At 71.7% G+C, this 18,026-nt stretch carries 14 protein-coding genes; 11 read left to right on the top strand and 3 right to left on the bottom strand.

Features of this window, described 5'->3' with window-relative positions:
• Nucleotides 1-162: 162 nt before the first annotated feature.
• The 5 genes from OG393_RS08330 (at nt 163) to OG393_RS08310 (ending at nt 5,355) form a co-directional block, all read left to right on the top strand.
• Nucleotides 163-288 (top strand): hypothetical protein, encoded by a 126-nt coding sequence (locus tag OG393_RS08330; protein ID WP_327373986.1) that lies wholly within the window; start codon nt 163-165, stop codon nt 286-288.
• Nucleotides 289-407: 119 nt separating this feature from the next.
• Complete coding sequence (locus tag OG393_RS08325) at nt 408-1,139, top strand: hypothetical protein (protein ID WP_327373985.1); 732 nt, start codon at nt 408-410, stop codon at nt 1,137-1,139.
• A 116-nt stretch (nt 1,140-1,255) separates the two neighbouring features.
• Complete coding sequence (locus OG393_RS08320) at nt 1,256-3,346, top strand: bifunctional polysaccharide deacetylase/glycosyltransferase family 2 protein (protein ID WP_327378354.1); 2,091 nt, start codon at nt 1,256-1,258, stop codon at nt 3,344-3,346.
• Nucleotides 3,343-4,572 (top strand): acyltransferase family protein, encoded by a 1,230-nt coding sequence (locus tag OG393_RS08315; protein WP_327373984.1) that lies wholly within the window; start codon nt 3,343-3,345, stop codon nt 4,570-4,572. The genes OG393_RS08320 and OG393_RS08315 overlap by 4 nt, the downstream gene beginning before the upstream one ends.
• 153 nt (nt 4,573-4,725) lie before the next feature.
• A complete protein-coding gene (locus OG393_RS08310; protein ID WP_327373983.1) occupies nt 4,726-5,355 on the top strand; it encodes a flavin reductase family protein in 630 nt (209 codons plus the stop codon).
• Between the two features lie 59 nt (nt 5,356-5,414).
• Here OG393_RS08310 and OG393_RS08305 read toward each other — a convergent pair whose 3' ends face one another.
• From OG393_RS08305 to OG393_RS08295, 3 genes are all read right to left on the bottom strand, one after another.
• A complete protein-coding gene (locus OG393_RS08305; RefSeq protein ID WP_327373982.1) occupies nt 5,415-5,648 on the bottom strand; it encodes a DUF6191 domain-containing protein in 234 nt (77 codons plus the stop codon).
• 13 nt (nt 5,649-5,661) lie between these two features.
• Nucleotides 5,662-6,783, bottom strand: coding sequence for a PQQ-dependent sugar dehydrogenase (locus OG393_RS08300; RefSeq protein WP_327373981.1), 1,122 nt, complete (start codon nt 6,781-6,783; stop codon nt 5,662-5,664).
• A gap of 228 nt (nt 6,784-7,011) precedes the next feature.
• Nucleotides 7,012-8,010: an aldo/keto reductase gene (locus OG393_RS08295; protein ID WP_327373980.1), complete on the bottom strand. Its 999-nt coding sequence runs from the start codon at nt 8,008-8,010 to the stop codon at nt 7,012-7,014.
• Nucleotides 8,011-8,085: 75 nt separating this feature from the next.
• Here OG393_RS08295 and OG393_RS08290 point away from each other — a divergent pair, with 75 nt between their 5' ends.
• The 6 genes from OG393_RS08290 to serA all read left to right on the top strand — a co-directional run bounded on the left by OG393_RS08290 (nt 8,086) and on the right by serA (nt 17,982).
• Nucleotides 8,086-9,048, top strand: coding sequence for a 2-hydroxyacid dehydrogenase (locus OG393_RS08290; RefSeq protein WP_327373979.1), 963 nt, complete (start codon nt 8,086-8,088; stop codon nt 9,046-9,048).
• 383 nt (nt 9,049-9,431) lie between these two features.
• The gene (locus tag OG393_RS08285; protein WP_327378353.1) at nt 9,432-12,410 is read left to right on the top strand and encodes a putative bifunctional diguanylate cyclase/phosphodiesterase; all 2,979 of its coding nucleotides are present in this window, start codon (nt 9,432-9,434) and stop codon (nt 12,408-12,410) included.
• A gap of 204 nt (nt 12,411-12,614) precedes the next feature.
• Nucleotides 12,615-14,471, top strand: a complete 1,857-nt coding sequence (locus OG393_RS08280; RefSeq protein ID WP_327373978.1) for an acetolactate synthase large subunit — start codon at nt 12,615-12,617, stop codon at nt 14,469-14,471.
• Nucleotides 14,472-14,503: 32 nt separating this feature from the next.
• Nucleotides 14,504-15,028 carry an acetolactate synthase small subunit gene (gene ilvN / locus OG393_RS08275; protein ID WP_327373977.1) on the top strand — a complete coding sequence of 175 codons (525 nt, stop codon included), beginning with the start codon at nt 14,504-14,506 and terminating at the stop codon, nt 15,026-15,028.
• Nucleotides 15,029-15,154: 126 nt separating this feature from the next.
• Nucleotides 15,155-16,156: a ketol-acid reductoisomerase gene (ilvC, locus tag OG393_RS08270; protein WP_327373976.1), complete on the top strand. Its 1,002-nt coding sequence runs from the start codon at nt 15,155-15,157 to the stop codon at nt 16,154-16,156.
• A gap of 236 nt (nt 16,157-16,392) precedes the next feature.
• Entirely contained in the window at nt 16,393-17,982 is a 1,590-nt protein-coding gene (gene serA / locus OG393_RS08265) for a phosphoglycerate dehydrogenase (protein WP_327373975.1), read from the top strand.
• Nucleotides 17,983-18,026: the final 44 nt, after the last annotated feature.

Below are 18,026 nucleotides of genomic sequence, written 5' to 3'. Positions count from 1 at the left end.
CCGACAGACGCATGCGCTACCCTCATGGCCCCCGGGCACAGTGTGACAGAGGGGGCGTTCGAGCCAACGTGGGTTCGATCCTGTGAACAGGTACGTCGGCCCGGGAGCGTATGCGCGCCCGAAACATGTCCTTGGGGAAGTGCGCCGCAGTGGAAAACTGGCTTGATCATGGCCAACCTGGCCAACCTGGTCGACGGGACGTCGGCCACGAGAGTGGCCCAGACGTCGATCGCCCGGATCGCGGCATCCCGTCGGGTGGAGGCGGTCTGCCACATGAACGCGACATGACGAGGCAGCCGGGGGCCGAGTCCGAGCCGAAGCCCGTCCCCTCCGAGGGAGGGGACGCCCGAAGGCGGGAGTTCCCGACCCCGCGACGGGACGAGCCGCACCCCTCTGGTGACGCGCGCATGACACGACCGCTGCCCGTGTCCCCCTCCCCGGACGGCGACGTGGCCGATCATTCACACGACCCCAACGAGGTCACGGTCCAGCTCGACGCCGTGCGCATAGGCGGCGGGGACGGCGACTGGTCGCTCCGGCCGGCCGAGGCCGTCCCCGAGCTCCGCCGCGAGCCCAACGGCCCTGTCTTCGTGGACGAGTCCGGCCGTCGCAGCCGCCGCTTCCGGCGCTTCGGCACCCTCGTCGGGGTCGCCTGCGCGGTCTACGCCGTGGTCATCGTGGCGACCGTGCTGACGGGTAACTCCTCCGCTCCCTGGGTGCCGGTCCCGAACCAGGAGCAGGCCGTGCCGGCCGGGCAGGACGAGGCTTCCGCGTCGCCGACCGAGTCGACGACACCCTCCCCCTCCCTGAGCGCCACCCTCACCCCGAGCGCGACCGACGCGGGCAGGCGCACCACGGCACCCACCCGGACGGCCAGCCCCTCGGCGACCACCCGCGTCCCGAGCACCCCCTCCGCCTCCGCCAGCGCCACGGCGCCCGCGCCGGACGCCACCACCCAGAGCCCCGCCCCCTCCGGTCCGGCCACCCCCACGCCGACCTCCCCGGTTCCCTCCGGCACCGTCACACCGGAAACCACCACGTCCCCCGCCAACGGCGACTCCATGGCCATCGGCCTGGGCCACCCGATACCCACCGAGCACGGCCAGGCCGTCGCCCCCTCCCCAGAGAACATCCTGTGACCCCACCGCGCACCCGTAGACGCCGCTCCGCTCCCGGCGACGCCCAGGGCGGCCGTCGCCGCTCGCTCCCCCTCCGCTTCGTGCTGCCCTCGCTGCTCCTGGTCGCCGTCGTCACGATGATGATGCTGCGCGGCTACGTGCACAGCGAGATCCTCGCCGACCACCGCGTCCGTGCCGAGGCCGCAACGGACCAGGTGCCGGAGGAGGTCCTCGAGGGCGGTCCGATCCTCGACACCCGCGGGGACAAGGTGTCCAGCCTCCGGGTCCCCGACCACAGCCTCGTCCTCACCTTCGACGACGGCCCGGACCCCACGTGGACCCCCCAGGTGCTCGACGTGCTGAAGAAGCACCGGGCGCACGCCGTCTTCTTCGTCACCGGCACGATGGCGTCGCGCCACCCCGAACTCGTCCGCCGGATGGTGGCCGAGGGCCACGAGGTCGGGCTGCACACCTTCAACCACCCCGACCTGTCCTTCCAGACGAAGCGCCGCGTGGACTGGGAGCTGTCCCAGAACCAGCTGGCGATCGTCGGGGCGGCCGGTATCCGCTCGTCCCTGTTCCGGCCGCCCTACTCCTCGTTCGCCGACGCCATGGACAACGCGTCCTGGCCGGTGACCGAGTACGTCGGCACCCACGGCTACCTCACCGTCGTCAACGACACCGACAGCGAGGACTGGCGCCGACCCGGCGTCGGCCGGATCATCCGCAACGCCACCCCCGAGGACGGCAAGGGCGCGATCGTCCTCATGCACGACTCCGGTGGCGACCGCAGCCAGACCGTGCGCGCCCTGGACAAGTTCCTGCCGCGGATGCAGGAGGAGGGCTACCGCTTCCAGAACCTCACCGAGGCGCTCGACGCCCCCAGCGCGAACGCGCCGGTCACCGGTCTGGAGCTGTGGAAGGGCAAGGCGTGGGTCTTCATGGTCCAGGCATCTGACGACCTCACCGACGGGCTCGTCGTCGCGCTGGCGATCATCGGCGTGCTGGTGTTCACCCGCTTCGGCCTGATGCTCGTGCTGTCCGGCGCCCACGCGCACCGGGTGCGCCGCAAGAACTTCCGCTGGGGCCCGGTCCCGGTCACCGAGCCCGTCTCGGTGCTGGTGCCGGCGTACAACGAGGCCAAGTGCATCGAGAACACCGTGCGCTCCCTCATGAGCAGCGAACACCCCATCGAGGTCGTCGTCATCGACGACGGTTCCACCGACGGTACCGCCCGCATCGTGGAGGAGTTGGGGCTGCCGAACGTACGGGTCGTACGTCAGCTCAACGCGGGCAAGCCGGCCGCGCTCAACCGGGGCGTCGCGAACGCCCGGTACGACCTCATCGTGATGATGGACGGCGACACCGTCTTCGAGCCCTCCACCGTGGGTGAACTCGTGCAGCCCTTCGCGGACGCCCGGGTGGGCGCGGTCGCCGGAAACGCCAAGGTCGGCAACAAGGACTCGATGATCGGTGCCTGGCAGCACATCGAGTACGTGATGGGCTTCAACCTGGACCGCCGGATGTACGACGTCCTGCGCTGCATGCCGACGATCCCGGGCGCGGTCGGGGCCTTCCGGCGTTCGGCCCTGGAACGGGTCGGGGGCATGAGCGACGACACGCTCGCCGAGGACACCGACATCACCATGGCCCTGCACCGCGACGGCTGGCGCGTGGTGTACGCGGAGAACGCGCGTGCCTGGACCGAGGCACCGGAGACCGTCCAGCAGCTGTGGTCGCAGCGCTACCGCTGGTCCTACGGCACGATGCAGGCGATCTGGAAGCACCGCCGCGCCCTGGTGGAGGGCGGGCCGTCGGGCCGCTTCGGCCGCGTGGGCCTGCCGCTGGTCTCCCTGTTCATGGTCGTGGCCCCGCTGCTGGCGCCGCTGATCGACGTGTTCCTCCTGTACGGGCTGGTCTTCGGCCCCACCGGGAAGACGGTCACCGCATGGCTGGGCGTCCTCGCGGTCCAGGTGGTCTGCGCCGCCTACGCGTTCCGGCTGGACCGGGAGAAGATGACGCATCTCATCTCGCTGCCCCTGCAGCAGATCCTCTACCGGCAGTTGATGTACGTGGTCCTGCTCCAGTCCTGGATCACCGCGCTCACCGGCGGCCGGCTGCGCTGGCAGAAGCTGCGGCGCACCGGAGTGGTGGGGTCGGCGCCGGGTGGGGTGCCCCAGCAGCAGGCCGCCGGGAAGACCGCAGGCGATCGGAGGCCCGTCGGATGACGACGCACGAGCAGGCAACGGGGGCGCTGACGTCGCCGGGCGCACCGACCCACCTCCCGGAGCGGGGCGGCCCTGCTTCCGGGCCCGCCGCCCCGGCCGTCCCGAAGCCGGGCCGGGACCGCTACCTGGACATGCTGCGTTCGATCGCCCTGGTCCGCGTGGTGGCCTACCACGTCTTCGGCTGGGGCTGGCTGTCGATCGTCTTCCCGTCCATGGGAGTGATGTTCGCGCTCGCGGGCCTGCTGATGGCACGCTCGCTGGACCGTCCGGCGCGCCAGGTGATCACGAGCCGGATACGCCGTCTCCTGCCGCCGTTGTGGGCGTTCAGCGCGGTGACGCTGGCGCTGCTCTTCTTCAACGGCTGGAATCCGCTCAAGGACCCGGACAACGACGGCGCCTGGGGCCTGGCCCGACTGTTCACGTATCTGGTGCCGGTCGGCGCTCCCCCCTACCCGTCCGGCGACGACTGGGCGATGCAGGCCGCGGGGCCCCTGTGGTACCTGCGCGCCTACCTGTGGTTCGTGCTGGCGTCCCCCCTGCTGCTGTGGGCCTTCCGCCGCGTCCCGTGGGCGACGCTGCTCGCTCCGCTGGCGCTGACGGCGGTCGTCGGGACGGGACTCGTCACGATCCCCGGCGAGACCGGTGAGGCGGTCAAGGACTTCGCGGTCTACGGCGCCTGCTGGGTCCTGGGCTTCGCGCACCACGACGGACTGCTGAAGCGGATTCCGCGCTACGCCGCGGTGTCCTGGGCCTTCCTGGCGATGGCGTTCGGTCTGTGGTGGGCGTCGGGCCACCTGGGCTCCGAGGGCTGGGACCTCAACGAGATCCCGCTGGCGCAGGCCATGTGGTCGTTCGGATTCGTGGTGATCCTGCTCCAGTACGCCCCCTCCTGGCAGGAACTCCCGGGCGGACTGGCGAAGTGGGACAAGCTCGTCACGCTGTCCAACAACCGCGCGGTCACGATCTACCTCTGGCACAACCTGCTGGTCGGAGTGGCGGAGCTGATCGTCAACCAGGGGTACCGGCTGCCGTTCCTGGACAGCGACCGGGGCAACGCGGCACTCGACGCCTCGTACATGCTGTGGAGCTTCGTCGTTACCTGGCCGTTGATCGCCCTGGCGGTCCTCGCGTTCGGCTGGATCGAGGACATCGCGGCACGCCGACGACCGAGGCTGTGGCCCGACGGGCCGGCGAACCGGGCCGCCCGCCGCGCCCGCCGGGCGTAGGCCCCGCCCTGGCACCACGCCTCGACCGGCGCGGCACGAGTCGCCGCCGGACGAGCCGGCCCGAGCCGACCCACGACCCCGCCGGATTCCCGGCGGGGTCGTGCGCGTCCGTACGGGGCTCGGGGCTTCTCATCTGACGATCCGTCAGGTTCAATGGGTGGCGTGATGGGACACGCGGGGATGGCGGCCACCGCCGTCCGGTACCTCAGGTCGGCCGGTGCGCCCACGGCCGTGGAACTGCCTCCGCCCGCGCTCCGGGCGGTACGGGAGGACGAGCGGATGCCGCTCGATCCCGCCGAGTTCCGGCGCGTGCTCGGCCACTTCGCGAGCGGTGTCACCGTCGTGACAGCCCTCGACGACGACGGGCCGGCCGGATTCGCCTGCCAGTCGTTCGCCTCGCTCTCCCTCGATCCGCCACTGGTCGCCTTCATGGTCGCCCGCACGTCGACGACCTGGCCCCGGATCGCCCGTGCGGGACACTTCTGCGTCAACATCCTGGGGGCCGACCAGGAGGGGGTCTGCCGGGCGTTCGCGGTGAGCGGCGCCGACAAGTTCGCCGGGGTGGACTGGACGCCGTCCCCGTCGACGGGGTCCCCGCGGCTGCCCGGTGCCCCCGCCTGGATCGACTGCGTCCTCACCACCGTCCACACCGGCGGCGACCATCTGGTCGTGGTCGGCAGGGTGGAGTCCCTGGGTGCCGTGGAGACGGGCGACCCGCTGCTCTTCCACCAGGGGCGCTTCGGACGGTTCGCCGGACGGGAGCGCGTCGGGCGTGGCGAGTGATCGTGGCCTGGCCGTGCTCACCCGCCCCGCCGGCCGACGCGGTGTCCCGTCCGTCGGGGTTACCCGGTCGCGGACCAGGCCGGGGCGCCGTCCTCATCCGGCCCCCGACCGGCCGCCGGCGGCGTTTCGCCCGGCTCCGGGACGCGTATCGTCACCCGGCCCGAGGTGAGGTCTATCGGCCCCTGAGAGGGGTCGCCGTCACCCAGGTCCTCCCTGGTCAGCGCGATCCTGCGCCGCTCTTCGTCGATGTGCCTCCGCCCCGGGGCGAAGAGCTCCTCCACCAGGTTGAACATCGTCCCAACCGCCTCACTCGACCTCCAGCCGGAGGATTCGGTCGTCGTCCGCGGCGGGTGTGCCCCGGGTGTCGGTCTCGCTGGTCGTCAGCCAGAGGCGGCCGTCGCCCGCGGCGAGCACCGTGCGGAGGCGGCCGTACTCTCCCTGGAGGAACGCCTGGGGTGCCCCGGACTGTTCCGCTCCGGACAGCGGGATCCGCCAGAGCCGTTCGCCGCGCAGTCCGGCCATCCAGATCGAGCCCCCGGCGTAGGCGATGCCGCTCGGCGAGGCATCCCGCGTCCTCCACTGGGCCACCGGGTCGACCAGGCCGGACACGCCCGCCCGGCCCTCCGCCACGGGCCATCCGTAGTTCTTCCCCGGCTCGATCAGATTGAGCTCGTCCCAGGTGTTCTGGCCGAATTCGGACGCCCACAGCCGGCCGTCCTCGTCCCAGGCCAGGCCCTGGACGTTGCGGTGGCCGTACGAGTAGACGACCGAGCCGGGGAAGGGGTTGCCCGGTGCCGGACGCCCTTCCGGCGTCATCCGCAGGATCTTCCCGCCCAGCGAGTCCCGGTCCTGCGCCAGGCCCGTCCGCCCGGTCTCGCCCGTCCCCGCGTACAGCATGCCGTCCGGCCCGAAGGCGATCCGGCCGCCGTTGTGGACGGACCCCTTGGGAATCCCCGGAAGGACCACCTCGGGAGGCCCCAGCCGGTCCCCGTACCGCATGCGCACGACACGGTTGTCCGACACTGCGGTGAGGTAGGCGTACACCCAGCCGTCCCGCACTGCCAGGCCGAGCAGTCCTCCCTCGCCCCCCGGAACCACCCCGGGGACCTCTCCGGCCGTCGTCCTGGCCCCGGTCCCGGCGTCGACCCGGGTGATCGTGCCCTCGTCGCGTGAGGACACCAGCAGATCCCCGTCGGGCAGCTCGGCCAGACCCCAGGGCGAGGCGAGACCGGTGGTGAGGGTGCCCGCCACGCTCACCCGGCCCCGCTCGGGAGCCCCGGACGGAACGGACGAACCCGCGGAGGCAGACGGCGGGGCCGCCCCGGGCTCACTCCCCGTTCCCGGACCCGAGGTCCCCTGCGGGGAGCATCCCGCCACGAGTACCCACGTGACGGCGGCCGCCACGGCCCCCGCTCCGGCTCGACGCATGGCCCCGGTCCCTTCTCACGGCGATCCTCTCCCTTGATACACCTCTCGCGGCCCCGGCGGCCCGGCGCGAGCCCGGCGGCCCGGCGCGAGCCCGGCGGCCCGGCGCGGCCCCGGCGGCCCGGCGCGAGCCCGGCGGCCCGCCCCGTGACCTCACCCGTCGCCCCGGTCCCGCCTCCCGGCCGCACCCCCCGTGCGTCCGCGGCGGCCCGGCACGGCCCCGGCGGGGGGTCAGTCCCAGGAGCCGCGCGGCGCGGGCAGGGACGCGATCTCCGCCAGGTCCCCTGCCGTCAGGCGCAGACCCGCCGCACCCGCGTTCTCCACCGCCCAGGTCTCCCGCTTCGTTCCCGGGATCGGCACCACGTGCGTCCCCTGCCGCAGCGTCCAGGCCAGTGCCACCTGCGCCGGGGTGACGTCCCCGCCGTGCCGGCCCGCCACCCGCCGCAGCCCGGCCACCACCGGCTGGTTGGCGGCCATCATCTCGGCCGTGAACCGCGGGTGCCGGGCCCGCGGGTCGTCCGGCTCGAAGCCACCGCCGGGCGTCAGCGTCCCGGTCAGGAAGCCGTTGCCCAGCGGCATCGCGGCCAGGAACCCCACGCCGCGCGCCTCGCACCACGGCAGCAGGCGCCGCAGCGCCTCCGGCGACCAGACCGACAGCTCCGCCTCCACCGCGCTCACCGGGAAGACCTGCTGGATCCGTTCCAGCCGGCGGATTGTTCCCTCGTAGCGGTCGGCCCCGCCCCGCCGGGAAGCCCGCGCGCCCACCGCGCACAGTCCGAGCGCCCGCACCTTGCCCGCCGAGACCAGCTCGGCCATCGCGCCCCAGGTCTCCTCGACCGGCACCTCCGGATCCGCCCGGTGCAACTGGTAGAGGTCGATCACGTCCGTCTGGAGCCGCCGCAGCGAGGCGTCGCAGGCCCGCCGGACATACGCGGGGCGGCCGTTGGCGACCACGTGCTGGTCCCCGACGAGAAGCCCGCACTTCGTGGACACGAACGCCTCGGCCCGGCGCTCCTTCAGCGCCCGCCCCACCAGGAGTTCGTTGGTGAACGGCCCGTACATGTCCGCGGTGTCCAGCAGGCTCACCCCGGCGTCCAGCGCCGCGTGCACCGTCCGAAGTGAGCGGTCACCCCGCCGCTGCGAGGCGCTGTAGGCCCAGTTCATCGGCATGCAGCCCAGACCGACCGCCCCCACGTCGAGCGCCGCCGCCCCGATAGTCCTGCGCTCCACCCGCCGCAACCCCTCCCTGTGCCGTCCCCCAAAGTAACCAATGACGCCCGGGATCCATCGCATAGCCTCCCGGACATGACACTTGACGACACCACCTCTGACGTGTGGCTTCCGATCCCGGCGGACGAGATCGACGGCCTGCCCGAGCCGGGCCCCTCGGGGCTCGACTACCGGTTCTGGGACGGCGGGCCGGACTTCCCCGCGGACCCGGCGCGTTGCGCCTTCTACGTCGTCCCGTACATGAAGGGCTCCGAGATCGCCTGCCGGCCGCTCGCCGGGATGACCGCCGTTCGGGCCGTGCAGACCCTGTCCGCCGGCATCGACCACGTGACCCCCGGCGTCGGGTCCCTGCGCTCCGGCGTCGAACTGTGCAACGCCAAGGGCGTCCACGAGGCCAGCACCGCCGAACTCGCCCTCGCCCTCGTCCTCGCCTCGCTGCGTGGCATCCCCGGATTCGTCCGCGGCCAGGACGCCGAGGAGTGGCGGGCCGGCTTCTACCCCGCCCTCGCCGACAAGTCCGTGCTGATCGTGGGGTACGGCTCGATCGGCGCCGCCATCGAGGACCGGCTCGTTCCCTTCGAGTGTGCGCGGGTGGCGCGCGTCGCGCGCTCCGCCCGTGCCACGGAGCGCGGCCCGGTGCGCCCCCTGTCCGATCTCCCCGTCCTGCTGCCCGAGGCGGACGTGGTGGTGCTCTCCACACCGCTCACGCCCGAGACCCGGCATCTCGCCGACGCGGCCTTCCTGGCCCGGATGAAGGACGGCGCCCTGCTGGTCAACGTGGCCCGGGGTCCGGTCGTGGACACGGCCGCCCTGCTCAAGGAGACGGAGACCGGCCGCGTCACGGCGGCGCTCGACGTCACCGATCCGGAACCGCTGCCGCCCGGTCACCCCCTGTGGCACGCTCCCGGTGTACTGCTGAGCCCCCATGTCGGCGGTTCCACTTCGGCGTTCATGCCGCGGGCGAAGCGTCTCCTCGTCGCGCAGTTGGGGCGCTTCGCGGCAGGGGAACCACTGGCCAACGTGGTCCTCACCACCTGAGCCGCGCCCGTGCGCCGTGCGCCCCCAGGCGCCCGCCAACCCCTCCGGTCCGTCACGCTGAGTAGAGGAGCCCTGTCCCTGAGTGACGGTCCTGGTGTATCGTCCCGAGGGTGGGGGGCCGCGTCGAGTACGAGTTGACGCCGGGGAGCGATGTGACGGGTCATCAGGCACTGAGGGGGGTAGCGGGTGAAGGACGGCCGACGGACCGACGATCCGATGCGGCGGGGCAGCCGTCGCCGACCCCGGTGCGCCCCGCGGGCGCGACGTGTGGCGGCCATCCTCTCCCGAGCCAGGCCGCCCGCCCGGCCATGCCCGAAGGCCCACGCGGCCGACACGAAGCCGCCCCGGGGGACGCGGTGAGCACCCCGGGCGCCCTCCTCGGGATGCGGAGGGGCGGCGCCCGCGACGCCGAGGCCACGGGCGGGCGCGGCGGTACCGACGGCTCGGAGGCGCCCGGCCCCCGGCGGAGCGGTCCAGGGCCATGGATCCCCGGCCCCCGCACTCCCGGCGCCCAGGACCCGGGGCCGGGCCGCACCGACACCGGGACCGGCGCGATCGTGGCCCAGATCCTCCTCGGACTGGTCTGCGCGGGCTACGCCACCGGCGCCGCCCTCGGTTGGGGCTCCGAGGAACTCGCCCTTTTCATGGGGGACTTCGGCCTGAGCGCCGCCGCCCTCGCCGCCTGCGTCTCCTGCTTGCTCCACGCCCGCGTCCGCGGGAACCGGTTCCGCCCCGCCTGGCTGCTCTTCTCCTTCTCCTCCGGCATGGCCGCCGCCGGTAACGCCGTCTGGGGCTGGTACGAGGTCGTGCTCCGCAGGGAGGTGCCCAGTCCCTCCCTCGCCGACGTCTTCTTCCTTCTCTTCGCCCCGCCCGCCATCGTGGGCCTGCTCGTGCTCGCCAAGAAACCCGTCACCCGGGCCGGCTGGGTCTGCCTCGCCCTGGACGCCTGGCTCATCGGCGGCTCCCTGCTGACGCTCTCCTGGAGCCTCGCTCTCGCGCACACCGCGCACTTCCAGGACGAGAGCGTGACCCGCGCCGCGCTCTCCCTCGCCTACCCCCTCCTGGACATCGTGCTCGTCAGCATGGTCCTCGCCCTGCACTTCCGTCGCTCCCAGGTGAACCGCTCGGCGACCAACACCGCCATCGCCGCGCTCGCGCTGACCGTGCTCTGCGACGCCCTGTTCACCTCGCCCCTGCTGCGCGAGAACTACACCTCGGGCCAGCTGCTCGACGCCGGTTGGTTCGCCGGCTCGCTGCTCCTCGCCTACGCCCCGTGGGGCGCCTGCCGCGGCCCCGACCCCGGCCCGCCCGCGGCGCGTGGCCAGCGGTCGCCCAGCCGCCCGGTCGCCGGCTCGCTCGCCGCCCTCACCCCGTACCTCGCCGCCGCCGTCTGCATGCTCGGCATCCTGTACAACGTCGTCGAGGGGCGAAGCGTGGACCGCGTGGTCGTCATGACCAGTTGCACGGTCGTGCTCGCGCTGGTCGTGCGCCAGGGCATCATGCTCCTCGACAACATCGCCCTCACCCACGAACTGGCCCAGAAGGAGAACCACTTCCGGTCGCTGGTGCAGGGCTCCAGCGACGTCATCATGATCGCCGCGCCCACCGGCATACTCCGCTATGTCAGCCCCGCCGCGTCCGGGGTCTACGGAAGGGAGGCCGGGGAGCTCATCGGCGAGGAACTCGCCTCCCTCATCCATCCCGACGACCTCGGCGGCGTGGTGCACGAGGTCCGCCGCTTCCTGGCCGCATCCCCCGCGGAGGAACCCACCACCCGGATCGAGTGCCGCTTCCGCTCCGGTCGCGGGGACTGGCTCAACGTCGAGTCCACCGTCAACCGCCACCAGGGCGGGCTGATCTTCAACAGCCGGGACGTCACCGAACGGGTCCGACTCCAGGCGCAGCTCCAGCACAACGCCGAGCACGACTCGCTCACCGACCTGCCCAACCGTGCCCTGTTCACCCGGCGGGTCCGGGGCGCGCTCGCGGGCCGGCGCTCCTCCGACCCCGGAACCGCCGTGCTCTTCATCGACCTCGACGGTTTCAAGGGTGTCAACGACCGGCTCGGCCATCAGGCCGGCGACGAACTGCTCGTCCAGGCCGCCCGCCGGCTCCAGGACTCCGTGCGGGCCGGGGATACCGCCGCCCGCCTCGGCGGCGACGAGTTCGCCGCCCTCATCCTCGGTGACGGCACCCGGGACCAGGCCGCCCGCGAGGCCCAGGTCCGGGAGATCGCCGACCGGCTGCGCCTCACGCTCTCGCAGCCGTACCGCCTCGACCACGGGAACGAGGTGCGGGTCGCCGCCTCCATCGGCGTCGCCTTCGCCGAGCCCGGCATCGGAGCCGGCGACCTGCTGCGCAACGCCGACCTCGCGATGTACCGGGCCAAGGCCGGCGGCAAGGACCGCGTCGAGCTCTACGCCCCGCAGATGCAGGCCGACGTCGTGCGCAGGACGGAACGGGCGACCCGGCTGCGCGCCGCCCTGCACGAGGGCGAGTTCGCGCTGCTCCACCAGCCCGTGGTGGACCTCTCCACCGGCCGTGTCACCGCCATCGCCGCCCAGGCCCGCTGGCGCTCGGCGCAAGGCATCCTGTTCACCCCCGCCGAGTTCCTCCGGGTCACCGACCCGGTCGACTCCGGTGAGGGCGAGCTCACCGCCGAGCTGGGCCGCCGACTCCTGGAGGAGGCCGTCGAGCAGGCCGCCGAACGGGCCGGCCTCGGCTATCTCACCCCGGTCTCCATCCGCCTCTCCGCCCGCGGTCTGCTGGACCGCTCCCTGCCGCTCGACTCCGTCGAGTCCCTGCTCACCCGACACGGGCTGCCCTCCGGCTCCCTGATGATCGAGATCGTCGACAACGACCCCCGGACCTCCTTCGACGAGCTGGAACAGCGGCTGGTGGCCCTGCGGAGACTCGGCGTCCGGATCGGCCTGGACGGCTTCGGCAGCGGCTACGCCGCCATCCACGCGCTGCGCCGTCTGCCCGTGGACGTGCTGCGGCTCGACAAGGGGCTGGTCGAGGGCGTGGTCGAGTCCGCCCGGCTGCGCAAGATCACCAGTGGGCTGCTGCGGATCGCCCGGGACCTCGGGCTCCAGTCCGTCGCCGACGGCGTCGACGTACCGGAGCAGGTGGCCGCCCTGCGGGCCATGGGGTGCACCCACGGTCAGGGCTTGGCCTTCTCGGGCCCGCTGGACGAGTACCGGCTGCGCCGGGCGCTGCTCCGGGGCGCGTACCCCCTACCGGGCGCGACACCGTTGCCCGTGCTCAGCGGGGGTGCGGCCGGCCTGCCGGGTAGTCGCGCTGCGGCCGGTTTCCATCCTCCGTTCCGCTCAAATAATGAGACGCCCGTCCCACCCGCTTGACACTGATGGTGCGTCGGGGGGAGGGTCAGGGCCATGCGCACCCGAATTCTCGTACTTGGAAAGCGCGTCGGCTGAAGCAGGGCCTTGAACGGCCCGCTGAGAACGCTACCGACGCGCTCCCCTCGCTTGCCTCCCGGCACGAGGGGTTTTTTGTTGCACCGGATCACCCCAAACCCTCGCAAAAACCTCTGCTTCGAGAAGAGAATGCTGATGACCGAGCAGGCCACCGGGCACCATCCGCAGCCGCGGGCCCGTAGCGGCGGACAGACCGCCACCACCGTCGAGCACGTCACGGGTGCGCAGTCCCTCATCCGTTCTCTCGAGGAAGTGGGGGCCGACACCGTCTTCGGTATCCCGGGCGGCGCCATCCTCCCCGCGTACGACCCGATGATGGACTCGACCCGGGTCCGCCACATCCTGGTCCGCCACGAGCAGGGCGCGGGGCATGCCGCGACCGGCTACGCGCAGGCCACCGGCAAGGTCGGCGTCTGCATGGCGACCTCGGGTCCCGGTGCCACGAACCTCGTCACCCCGATCGCCGACGCGCACATGGACTCCGTTCCGCTGGTCGCGATCACCGGCCAGGTCGCCTCCAAGGCCATCGGCACGGACGCCTTCCAGGAGGCGGACATCTGCGGTATCACGATGCCGATCACCAAGCACAACTTCCTGGTCACCAAGGCCGAGGACATCCCGCGGACCATCGCCGAGGCATTCCACATCGCCTCCACCGGCCGCCCGGGACCGGTCCTGGTCGACATCGCCAAGGACGCCCTCCAGGCGAAGACCACCTTCAGCTGGCCCCCGCAGGCGGACCTGCCCGGCTACCGCCCGGTGACCAAGCCGCACGCCAAGCAGATCCGCGAGGCCGCGAAGCTCATCACCACCGCCCGGCGTCCCGTCCTGTACGTCGGCGGCGGCGTCCTGAAGGCCGGTGCCACCGCCGAGCTGAAGGTCCTCGCCGAGCTCACCGGCGCCCCCGTCACCACCACGCTGATGGCGCTGGGCGCGTTCCCCGACAGCCACCGGCTGCACGTGGGGATGCCGGGCATGCACGGTGCGGTCACCGCCGTCACCGCGTTGCAGAAGGCCGACCTGATCGTCGCCCTCGGAGCCCGCTTCGACGACCGCGTCACCGGCAAGCTGGACAGCTTCGCCCCGTTCGCCAAGATCGTCCACGCCGACATCGACCCGGCCGAGATCGGCAAGAACCGGGTCGCCGACGTGCCGATCGTCGGTGACGCCCGCGAGGTCATCGCCGACCTGGTCCAGGCCGTCCAGCTGGAGCACAGCGACGGCCACCGGGGCGACTACACCGCGTGGTGGAGCGACCTGAACCGCTGGCGCGAGACCTACCCGCTCGGCTACGACCTGCCGGAGGACGGCAGCCTCTCGCCGCAGCAGGTCATCCAGCGCATCGGCCAGCTCGCCCCCGCCGACACCATCTACGCCGCCGGCGTCGGCCAGCACCAGATGTGGGCCGCGCACTTCATCGACTACGAGCGGCCGGCCACCTGGCTGAACTCCGGCGGCGCCGGGACGATGGGCTACGCGGTCCCCGCCGCCATGGGCGCAAAGGCCGGCCAGCCGGACCGTCCGGTCTGGGCGATCGACGGCGACGGCTGCTTCCAGATGACCAACCAGGAACTCGTCACCTGCGCGCTGAACAACATCCCGATCAAGGTCGCCATCATCAACAACGGCGCCCTCGGAATGGTCCGCCAGTGGCAGACCCTGTTCTACAACCAGCGCTACTCCAACACGGTGCTGCACTCCGGCCCGGGGGCGACGGGCCTGGAGCCCTCGAAGGGCACCCGCATCCCGGACTTCGTCAAGCTGTCCGAGGCCATGGGCTGTGTCGCACTCCGCTGTGAGTCCCCGGCCGACCTGGACAGGGTCATCGCCGAGGCCAACGCCATCAACGACCGCCCGGTCGTCGTCGACTTCATCGTCCACGAGGACGCCCAGGTCTGGCCGATGGTCGCCGCCGGCACCTCCAACGACGAGGTCATGGCCGCCCGGGGAGTCCGCCCCGACTTCGGCGACAACGAAGACGACTGAGACGAAGAGCCGTAGGAAGAGGTACGACGCACATGTCCAAGCACACGCTCTCCGTCCTGGTGGAGAACACCCCCGGCATCCTGGCCAGGATCGCCGCGCTGTTCTCCCGCCGCGGTTTCAACATCGACTCGCTCGCCGTCGGTGTCACCGAGCACCCCGACATCTCCCGCATCACCATCGTGGTCAATGTCGAGGACCTGCCCCTGGAGCAGGTGACCAAGCAGCTCAACAAGCTGGTCAACGTCCTGAAGATCGTCGAACTCGAGCCCGGCGCCGCGATCCAGCGCGAGCTCGTGCTGGTGAAGGTCCGCGCCGACAACGAGACCCGGTCCCAGATCGTCGAGATCGTCCAGCTGTTCCGCGCCAAGACCGTGGACGTCTCGCCCGAGGCGGTCACCATCGAGGCCACCGGTTCGAGTGACAAGCTCGAGGCCATGCTCAAGATGCTGGAGCAGTTCGGCATCAAGGAACTCGTGCAGTCCGGCACGATCGCCATAGGGCGTGGTTCCCGGTCCATCACGGACCGTTCCCTCCGCGCTCTCGACCGCAGCGCCTGACCGACCCCCCGGCCGCCGGCCGCTCCCGCCGGCGCATCCGGCGGTCCGCCTGGCGAGACCCGAAGACTTCCCTCCCGCTGCCCGCCGTACGGTGGGACGCAACACCAGCACATCAAGGAGATTCCAGTGGCCGAGCTGTTCTACGACGACGACGCCGACCTGTCCATCATCCAGGGCCGCAAGGTCGCGGTGATCGGTTACGGAAGCCAGGGCCACGCCCACGCGCTGTCCCTCCGTGACTCCGGTGTCGACGTCCGTGTCGGTCTGCAGGAGGGCTCGAAGTCCAAGGCCAAGGCCGAGGAGCAGGGCCTGCGTGTCGTCTCCGTCGCCGAGGCCGCGGCCGAGGCCGACCTGATCATGATCCTCACCCCGGACCCCATCCAGGCCCAGGTCTACGAGGAGTCCATCAAGGGCAACCTGAAGCAGGGCGACGCGCTCTTCTTCGGCCACGGTCTCAACGTCCGCTACGGCTTCATCAAGGTGCCCGAAGGCATCGACGTCGCCCTGGTCGCCCCGAAGGGCCCGGGTCACCTGGTCCGCCGCCAGTATGAGGAAGGCCGCGGGGTTCCCTGCATCGCCGCCGTCGAGCAGGACGCGACCGGCAACGCCTTCGCGCTGGCGCTCTCGTACGCCAAGGGCATCGGCGGCACCCGCGCGGGCGTCATCAAGACGACCTTCACCGAGGAGACCGAGACCGACCTGTTCGGTGAGCAGGCCGTCCTCTGCGGTGGTACCGCGGCGCTGGTCAAGGCGGGCTTCGAGACCCTGACCGAGGCCGGCTACCAGCCGGAGATCGCCTACTTCGAGTGCCTGCACGAGCTGAAGCTCATCGTCGACCTCATGTACGAGGGCGGCCTGGAGAAGATGCGCTGGTCGGTCTCCGAGACTGCCGAGTGGGGCGACTACGTCACCGGCCCGCGGATCATCACCGAGGCCACCAAGGCCGAGATGAAGAAGGTCCTCGCCGAGATCCAGGACGGCACCTTCGCCAAGGAGTGGATGGCCGAGTACCACGGCGGCCTGAAGAAGTACAACGAGTACAAGACGCAGGACTCCAACCACCTCCTGGAGACCACCGGCAAGGAGCTGCGCAAGCTCATGAGCTGGGTGAACGACGAGGAGGCGTAAGCCTTCCGGCGCGGGGCCGGACACCTGGTCCGGCCCCCCGTCGCATCGTTGGACAGCCCGTCCAACCACGGACGGGTGATCCTTCCGACGAGGCGCATGCACGGCGTCGGCGCCCCACTACACTGCTCAACAACATTCGCGTCAGGCCCACAGCGTCGTGCGCTTTCACGCGGCAAGCCCCTCCACCGCCTGCGGCCGTCGGGACGGCCGTCCGCACTGGATCTGTGAGGACTCACGTGAGCTCGAAACCTGTCGTACTCATCGCTGAAGAGCTGTCGCCCGCCACCGTCGACGCGCTGGGCCCGGACTTCGAGATCCGGCACTGCAACGGCGCGGACCGTGCCGAGCTGATCCCCGCCATCGCCGACGTGGACGCGATCCTGGTCCGCTCCGCGACCAAGGTCGACGCGGAGGCCATCGCCGCCGCCAGGAAGCTCCGGGTCGTCGCCCGGGCCGGCGTCGGTCTGGACAACGTCGACGTCTCCGCCGCCACCAAGGCCGGCGTGATGGTCGTGAACGCCCCGACCTCCAACATCGTCACCGCCGCCGAATTGGCCTGCGGCCTGATCGTCGCGACCGCCCGCAACATCCCGCAGGCCAACACCGCCCTGAAGAACGGCGAGTGGCAGCGTTCGAAGTACACGGGCGTCGAGCTCAGCGAGAAGACCCTCGGTGTCGTCGGCCTCGGCCGCATCGGCGTCCTGGTCGCCCAGCGGATGTCCGCCTTCGGCATGAAGATCGTCGCGTACGACCCCTACGTGCAGCCGGCCCGCGCCGCCCAGATGGGGGTGAAGCTGCTGGCCCTGGAGGAACTCCTGGAGGTCGCCGACTTCATCACCGTCCACCTGCCGAAGACCCCCGAGACCCTTGGTCTCATCGGCGACGAGGCCCTGCACAAGGTCAAGCCGAGCGTCCGGATCGTCAACGCCGCGCGCGGCGGGATCGTCGACGAGGCGGCGCTGTACACGGCCCTCAAGGAGGGCCGGGTCGCGGGCGCGGGCCTCGACGTGTACGCGAAGGAGCCCTGCACCGACTCCCCGCTGTTCGAGCTCGACCAGGTCGTCTGCACCCCGCACCTGGGCGCGTCCACGGACGAGGCCCAGGAGAAGGCCGGTATCGCCGTCGCCCGCTCGGTGCGTCTGGCGCTCGCCGGTGAGCTCGTGCCGGACGCGGTCAACGTCCAGGGCGGTGTCATCGCCGAGGACGTGAAGCCGGGGCTGCCGCTGGCCGAGAAGCTCGGCCGGATCTTCACCGCTCTCGCGGGCGAGGTCGCGGCCCGGCTCGACGTCGAGGTGTACGGCGAGATCACCCAGCACGACGTCAAGGTGCTCGAACTCTCCGCGCTCAAGGGCGTCTTCGAGGACGTGGTCGACGAGACGGTGTCGTACGTCAACGCCCCGCTGTTCGCGCAGGAGCGCGGGGTCGAGGTCCGGCTGACCACGTCGAGCGAGTCGCCCGACCACCGCAACGTCGTCACCGTGCGCGGCACGCTGGCGAACGGTGAGGAGGTCGCGGTCTCCGGCACGCTGGCCGGTCCCAAGCACCTCCAGAAGATCGTCGCGGTCGGCGACTACGACGTGGACCTGGCGCTCGCCGACCACATGGTGGTGCTGCGCTACGAGGACCGTCCGGGCGTCGTCGGCACGGTCGGCCGCATCCTCGGCGAGGCTGGTCTGAACATCGCCGGCATGCAGGTCTCGCGCACCGAGGAAGGCGGCGAGGCACTCGTCGTGCTCACCGTGGACGACACCGTTCCGGCGACGGTGATCACCGAGATCTCGGCCGCCATCGGCGCGAACTCGGCGCGTTCGGTCAACCTGGTCTGATCCACGGCGTTCCCCGGCACGGCCACCCGGCCCACAGACGATCT

The sequence above is a fragment of the Streptomyces sp. NBC_01216 genome, from assembly GCF_035994945.1.
GTDB lineage: Bacteria > Actinomycetota > Actinomycetes > Streptomycetales > Streptomycetaceae > Streptomyces.
This window is presented reverse-complemented; position numbering and strand designations above follow the sequence as displayed.